Origin of the sequence: Staphylococcus coagulans (genome assembly GCF_002901995.1) — a bacterium.
Classification (GTDB): Bacteria; Bacillota; Bacilli; order Staphylococcales; family Staphylococcaceae; genus Staphylococcus; species Staphylococcus coagulans.
In genome coordinates this window covers 1-6913 of the sequence record NZ_PPQN01000039.1, presented here as the reverse complement: position 1 = coordinate 6913, position 6913 = coordinate 1, and the positions used below count along the sequence as shown (strand labels likewise).

The 6913-nt window shown below is 34.8% G+C and carries 8 protein-coding genes and 1 riboswitch; of the genes, 2 read left to right on the top strand and 6 right to left on the bottom strand.

Annotation, left to right across the window (positions count from 1 at the left end; all coding sequences use genetic code 11):
* Positions 1–22 precede the first annotated feature (22 nt).
* Both CD118_RS08545 and CD118_RS08540 read right to left on the bottom strand, forming a co-directional pair.
* Positions 23–847 carry an alpha/beta fold hydrolase gene (locus CD118_RS08545; RefSeq protein ID WP_103356567.1) on the bottom strand — a complete coding sequence of 275 codons (825 nt, stop codon included), beginning with the start codon at positions 845–847 and terminating at the stop codon, positions 23–25.
* A 201-nt stretch (positions 848–1048) separates the two neighbouring features.
* Positions 1049–1381 (bottom strand): hypothetical protein, encoded by a 333-nt coding sequence (locus tag CD118_RS08540; protein WP_050330636.1) that lies wholly within the window; start codon positions 1379–1381, stop codon positions 1049–1051.
* A gap of 217 nt (positions 1382–1598) precedes the next feature.
* Between CD118_RS08540 and CD118_RS12020 the strand changes: the two genes are divergently transcribed.
* Both CD118_RS12020 and CD118_RS08535 read left to right on the top strand, forming a co-directional pair.
* The gene (locus tag CD118_RS12020; protein WP_169925600.1) at positions 1599–1736 is read left to right on the top strand and encodes a hypothetical protein; all 138 of its coding nucleotides are present in this window, start codon (positions 1599–1601) and stop codon (positions 1734–1736) included.
* Between the two features lie 156 nt (positions 1737–1892).
* Entirely contained in the window at positions 1893–2876 is a 984-nt protein-coding gene (locus tag CD118_RS08535) for a proline dehydrogenase family protein (RefSeq protein ID WP_103356566.1), read from the top strand.
* A gap of 204 nt (positions 2877–3080) precedes the next feature.
* Here CD118_RS08535 and ribH read toward each other — a convergent pair whose 3' ends face one another.
* Genes ribH through ribD form a run of 4 tightly spaced genes read right to left on the bottom strand, consistent with a single transcriptional unit; the run spans position 3081 to position 6434 of the window.
* The gene (gene ribH / locus CD118_RS08530; RefSeq protein WP_103356565.1) at positions 3081–3539 is read right to left on the bottom strand and encodes a 6,7-dimethyl-8-ribityllumazine synthase; all 459 of its coding nucleotides are present in this window, start codon (positions 3537–3539) and stop codon (positions 3081–3083) included.
* A gap of 18 nt (positions 3540–3557) precedes the next feature.
* Complete coding sequence (locus CD118_RS08525; RefSeq protein ID WP_050330633.1) at positions 3558–4739, bottom strand: bifunctional 3,4-dihydroxy-2-butanone-4-phosphate synthase/GTP cyclohydrolase II; 1182 nt, start codon at positions 4737–4739, stop codon at positions 3558–3560.
* A 14-nt stretch (positions 4740–4753) separates the two neighbouring features.
* The gene (locus CD118_RS08520; protein WP_050330632.1) at positions 4754–5383 is read right to left on the bottom strand and encodes a riboflavin synthase; all 630 of its coding nucleotides are present in this window, start codon (positions 5381–5383) and stop codon (positions 4754–4756) included.
* A 4-nt stretch (positions 5384–5387) separates the two neighbouring features.
* Positions 5388–6434, bottom strand: a complete 1047-nt coding sequence (gene ribD / locus CD118_RS08515) for a bifunctional diaminohydroxyphosphoribosylaminopyrimidine deaminase/5-amino-6-(5-phosphoribosylamino)uracil reductase RibD (RefSeq protein WP_103356564.1) — start codon at positions 6432–6434, stop codon at positions 5388–5390.
* 140 nt (positions 6435–6574) lie between these two features.
* Positions 6575–6707, bottom strand: a riboswitch (FMN riboswitch).
* Positions 6708–6913 lie beyond the last annotated feature (206 nt).

The following is a 6913-nucleotide window of genomic DNA, read 5'->3' as shown; positions in this document are numbered from 1 at the left end:
GTATGTAAAATGTTTAAAATAATTACTTAATACTATTTTCGTCATCGATTAAATATCCTGCTGTAAAAACTTTATTATTTAAAAAGCTAAGGATATAACGCATAACGGCTTCGCGTTCAGGCTCATTATGAATTTCATGCGCTAAACCTTCCCACGCTTTAAAATAAAGTTCATCGTAACTGAGATTATTCACAAATTGATAAATTACTTTTGTATCTGAAATCACATCTTCTGTACCATACATGACGCACATCGGAATGCGCATGAATTGATCCATATGATCCGCAGTTTCTTTCATTGTTCTGATAACTTCTTTGTACCAATGGTAGCTTACTTTCTTTAACATCATTGCATCATTTATTGTTTCCTCTTGAACTTCAGGATTTCGAGTCAAATCAGTTACTTGAAAACCGAGATCAAATTTTGCACTTTTAGAGACATCACCTATGTTCGCTGTTAAGAAATTTTTACGTGTCTTATTGCTATTATGAAAAGCCATTAATGGGGAAATTAAAATCAATCCTTCAATATCAAGTTGCACTTTTTCTAATAGATTGACACAAATGAGTCCACCTAATCCGACCCCAATAATAAATGTAGGAAGATGATACGCTTCTGCAATTTCAATCCACTCAAGTACCCGTTCTTGATAGATTTCAAAGCTTTCGATTTGCCCCTTATTCATACGTGACGTTTGTCCTTGCCCAGGTAAATCGCCCATAATCACATGATAACCATTACGCTTTAAATGTGTAATGACATAGGCGTATCTTCCTGTATGTTCTAACATATTATGAACAATAACGATGACGCCTTTAGCTTTACTATCTGTTTCCCATTTCCACATACAACATTACCCTTCCTTTACGTTCTTTTTTTTATTATAGCGTGATTTTATTCGAGTTTGCGAATAAAAAGGAAATCATAAAAACAGGATAGAAATCTACATGAGACGTAAATTTTCTATCCTGTTGATATGAGTCACTGACGAATATAAAAAAAGCGCGTGTGACTTTAAATATTTACTATGATGTTGCTCTTTCCATCGTTAAGATAATTTAAAAGTTTTACGTATGAATGGTAAACGTAATAATAAAATTGCTAAAAGTAATTCATAAAAAGTTGGGAAAAATTTTGCGACTAACATTAAGAAAAATTGACCAACCAGTGAGCCATCTCCTTGAGAAACATTAAAATGTGCTATAATGCCAGCATCAATAAGATTTAATCCTATAATTACAACAGCTACAAGCCACATTCGGTGTGTAAGCACCCCCACAATTAATCCAATCAGAACTAAAATAATAAGTTCAAAAACAAAGTACTGTACAAACGTATCTAACTGCGTCCCAAATATATAAAATGCCATATCTCTAAACATGTCATAATCTCCCTTAAAAAGATTTCACTCTTATTTTAACACGCACATACCGATTGAAATTTTAAGATATCGTAAAGTTTCAATTGTGGACTTTACATTACGTTAATATTTGGCGCTGTTTACTTTTTAAAGCACATCTTTACAACATATTCACACCTACTTGATAATCGTATGATACGTTTTAGTTGAAAATAAATTTAAATTGAAGGTGTCGTTAATGAAAATCATCGTTAAATGTGTGATTAGTTTATTGTTTTTGCTTATGATGCCCCTCTTTTTAGCACTAGCACAAGAACCGATTGATACTGATTTACAGAAACCACCACTCACCGCTTCACAAAATTTATCATCTTAGTCACAAGAAACAAATAAAGAATTTAAATATTCATAATTCTAAAAGAAAAATACGCGCTAAAATTGTAATTATGTACTATGAAAACGTTTTCTTCCATTATCTGTTCATGATACACTATCATTATGACAATGAACAAAGGATATGGGAGGAATTGAAATGAGCTTAATCAAAAACTTTTTTATTACACTATCAAACAATGCTTATTTAAACTCATTAGCAAAAACTGTAGGACCTTCATTAGGGGCAAATAGAGTTGTTGCTGGTAATACGATAGAAGAGGTTGTCACTACGATTAAGAAATTAAACGACAAAAATATCGCAGCAACAGTCGATAATCTGGGTGAGTTTGTAAATAATGAGCGAGATGCAATTGCAGCTAAAGAAAATATATTAAAAGTTATGGATGCGATTCACGAAAATCAACTCAACGCGCATATGTCGGTTAAGCTCAGCCAGTTAGGTAGTGAATTTAATCGTGCCTTATGTTTTGAAAGCATTGAAGAAATTGTTTCGAAAGCAAATAGCTATGATCATATGCATATTAACATCGATACAGAAAAGTATGATAGCCTTTTCGATATTACACAAACTTTAGATCGATTAAAATCCAATTATTTAAATATTGGAACAGTGATTCAAGCTTACTTATTTAAAGCAGATGTACTCATCGATAAATATCCTGAACTCCGCTTACGCCTAGTAAAAGGTGCCTATAAAGAATCACCACATATCGCCTATCAAACTAAGGAAGAAATTGATCAAAATTATATTCGACTTATCGAAAAAAGATTGTTAAATTCTAAAAGCTTCACTTCAATTGCTACTCATGATCACAAAATAATTAACCATGTTAAAAAATTTGTTGAGGACAATCATATTGATAAATCTCAATTCGAATTTCAAATGTTGTATGGATTTAGAAGCGATTTAGCAGAGGCGATTGCAAAGGAAGGATATAATTTTACGATTTATGTCCCTTATGGTGATGATTGGTTTGGTTACTTTATGCGACGATTAGCGGAAAGACCTCAAAACCTAACATTAGCCTTCAAAGAATTTGTTAAACCAAAAGTCCTACTCTCTATAGGGGCAATTGGACTCGCAGTCGGAACATTATTTAAGCTATTAAAAAATAAATAAAATTGTCTGACGCTCATGTCAATTTTAGAAAGCCACAACATGCCTTAATCATAGCTGTTGTGGCTTCTATTTATTGATATCACGTTAACAAAACGGTGTGGTCGCCTATATTGATATCGTGTCTTAGCGCCACTCCAAATTATCATTTTCAATTATAAAAAAATTGTAATCGCTACGAAATTGAAACACGCGAACTATATTTCATTAAAACTGTTTCAGTAAGTTAGCCATTTCTATTGCGCCTACTGCGACTTCTGCACCTTTGTTACCTGCTTTTGTACCTGCACGTTCAATTGCTTGCTCAATATTTTCAGTTGTTAAAACACCAAATATTACAGGAATACCTGTATCATCTCCCGCTTTAGCTATGCCTTTAGCAGCCTCATTACAAACATAATCATAATGAGATGTTGCACCGCGAATCACGCAGCCAAGCGTAATTACCGCATCATATTTTTGAGTTTGTGCCATTTTTTGGGCCACAATTGGAAGTTCAAATGCCCCCGGTACATAAGCAATATCAATATCGTCAGCTTCGACTTGGTGGCGTTTTAAAGCATCAAGCGCACCTTCGACTAAGCGACCAGTGATAAAATCATTAAAGCGACTTACGACAATTCCTATTTTTAAACCTTTACCTATAAGTTGACCTTCAAATTTCATTTTTTGTACCTCCTATATTTAAATCATATGCCCCATTTGTGTTTTTTTGACATGCATATAATCATGATTGTGTTCATTTTCTTCAGCTATGAGTGGAATTCTCTTACCAATTTGAATCCCATAGCGTTTTAATCCATGAAATTTTTCTGGATTATTGCTCAATAAATGCACATGATCTACATTAAAGTGTCTTAGTATCTGTGCAGCGATATCGTATTCCCTTAAATCTGGTTCAAAACCTAACGCTTCATTAGCGGAAACCGTATTATAGCCTTGCTCAATCAGTTCATACGCTTTTAATTTATTCATTAAGCCAATGCCTCTACCTTCTTGGGGTAAGTATAAAATCATACCACCATGTTGTTCAATATAGGCCATTGCTGCTTCAAGTTGATCTCCACAATCACAGCGTGCACTATGAAAAATATCTCCTGTAGCACAAGCAGAATGAATACGTACATTCATCGTTGGGTGAATTTCACCCTTAACAATAGCTAAATGTTCGGTACCATCTATATTAGAAGTAAATCCATACATATCAAAAGCACCAAATCGCGTAGGTAACTTAACTTTCGCTTGCTCAGTTATGATTTTGCGATTCACTTTAATGTATCCAACAAGATCCTCAATAGAAATCATTTTCAATTGATGCATCTCTTTGAACTGGTCAAGTTGCGCGCCTTTAGCCATTGTTCCATCTTCATTCATAATTTCACAAATTAATCCTGCAGGTGTAGCACCTGTTAACCGTGCTAAATCAGTTGTGGCTTCTGTATGACCACGACGTTCTAAAACACCATGCTTTTTTGCAATCAACGGAAATAAATGGCCCGGTTGATTAAAGGTATATTGGTCCATTTGTTCATCGATTAAAGCTCGCGCAGTATGCATCCTTTCATAAGCGCTAATTCCAGTGGTCGATTGAATATGGTCAATACTTTGTGTAAAAGCAGTGCCATGCGGATCATTATTGTGTTTAACCATTCCATCCAATCCTGCTTTTTCAGCGATTTCTTTTGTGATAGGTGCACATATAAGTCCTCTTCCATGTTTAGTCATAAAATTAATGGTGTCATCGTGCATCCACTCCGTTATAGCAACGAGGTCGCCTTCATTTTCACGATCTTCATCGTCTACAACAATAATCATTTCTCCATTTTTTAAAGCTCTGAGCGCTTCATCAATTGTATCTAATTTCATTACTTACGCCTCCATTAAAATCCTGCTTTCAACAAATCTTCCATTGATAAGTCTGATTTTTGTGTTGTTATCGATTGGACATATTTAAATAACATGTCCGTCTCTAAATGAACAGGATCTCCTTGTTTCTTCGTAGATAAAGTTGTAGATTTTCTTGTTTCTGGAATTAAATGAATATCAAAAGCATGAGGGTGCTTTTTAAAAATCGTTAAACTGATACCGTCAACAGCAATAGAGCCTTGTGAAATCATTTGTTCCATTAAATGAGTAGGTGCTTCAATCGTATAAATCCATTCATTTTGTGATGATTGAATTTGTTTGATACGACCTTTCCCGTCTACATGGCCTTGCACAAAGTGACCTCCTAAGCGGCCAGTTGCTAATAACGCGCGCTCAAGATTGACTTTATCGCCTGTCTTAAGTTCAGCAAGATATGTTTTATTTTCAGTACCTAAAATAACTTCCACTGAAAAACTGTGTGCATTAAAAGTTGTTACCGTTAAGCACGTGCCGTTGACACTTATGGAATCACCAATATGCATATCCGTTAATATATGTTGACACTGTATAGTCAGTTCAGTTGTGGGGTTTTGCTTTTGAATTTTTTCAATTGTACCTATTTCTTCAACGATACCTGTGAACATGGATTCACTTCCTCTTCATTCGTAATTTCATGTCGGTATCTATTATTTCACTGTGTACAATTTCAAATTGTGGTAGTTGGTCTAAAGGCATTACATCATTTGTTTGATAAAATTGATATTTACCTTGACCACCTATGATTTTCGGGGCTAAATATAGGATGAAGTTTGTCACATCAAGTGACGCTAAAAATTGTGATGTCACGTTCGGTCCGGCTTCAACAAGTATCCGACCAAAACCTTTTTGAAATAAATCTTTTAATATAAAATCAATATTTAATTGATTCGCTTTAATAATATGAATATGGTCTTCTGTCGATGTTAAACTATGGTTTTCGGTATAAATATAAATCGGTGTCGTTTCATCTTTAAAGAGTTGCACATTCCAATTTATGTCACCAGAACGCGAAAGAATGACCTTTGCCGGATGATGTCCATCTTCGATACGCGTTGTCAAACTTGGATTATCTTTGCGAAGCGTCCCATTACCAGTGATAATAGCATCATGATTATGCCTCAAATTAAAAACATCTTGCTTCACAGCTTTTGAAGTAATCCACTGACTCTCTTCAAGATCTGTAGCTTGTTTGCCATCTAAACTTGCACTGACTTTGACAGTTACAATAGGTCGTCCCTCTGATTTACTTTTGAAAAAGTCAGCATATAAATCCAAGGCTTGTTTCATCGGACGGTATTCTACATCAATACCCGCTTCCACCATCATTTGGTGACCCGCCGTATCTAAAGTGATGTCTTTAGCTGCGTATACCACCTTTTTAATCCCTGTGTCGATGATTCTTTTGGCACAAGGCGGTGTACTTCCATAATGAGAACAAGGCTCTAATGATACATAAATCGATGCATCTTTTACATTTGCTTCACCAGCCATATCAATGGCTTGAATTTCAGCATGTTTGTCGCCTTTTTTCAAATGTGCGCCTAATCCAATGATTCTACCGTGTTTAACAACAACAGCGCCTACAGGAGGATTCGTTCCTGTTTGGCCGTTGACCATTTGTGCGAGTAGTATTGCTTGCTCTAAATAATTTTCCAATCTTTCACCTCAATAAAAAAACCACTCGTTTAAAATCGAGTAGTGGGAATTAAAAATCGCTATCTCTTTAAAGATAGTCGGATTCATATATCATTTGGTACGACAAATAAGCTTCACAATACTTTGTGAAATTGCCATACCTATTCTTCCTCCCATCCAGACTTTAACTGTCGGCTCTAGATTCTCACTAGATCAGCCATATCGCTTTGCAATATGGGTCGCAGGCTTTAATTTACTGCCGGTTGGGAATTTCACCCAGCCCCGAAAGAATATATGAAATTGTATTGAGTATAAAAGATACGCATGGACTGTCAAAGCCCATGCGTCTATATTACCGTAACTTTTTAAATTTTACAATTGTTTGAATATAAAATCAGGAATTAAACTTATTCTATAAAAATCATTATTACATAATAATATACCTTTTTAAAACTATGACCTACCAATGTATAACAATCATATTGACTCTTTGAAGAAAG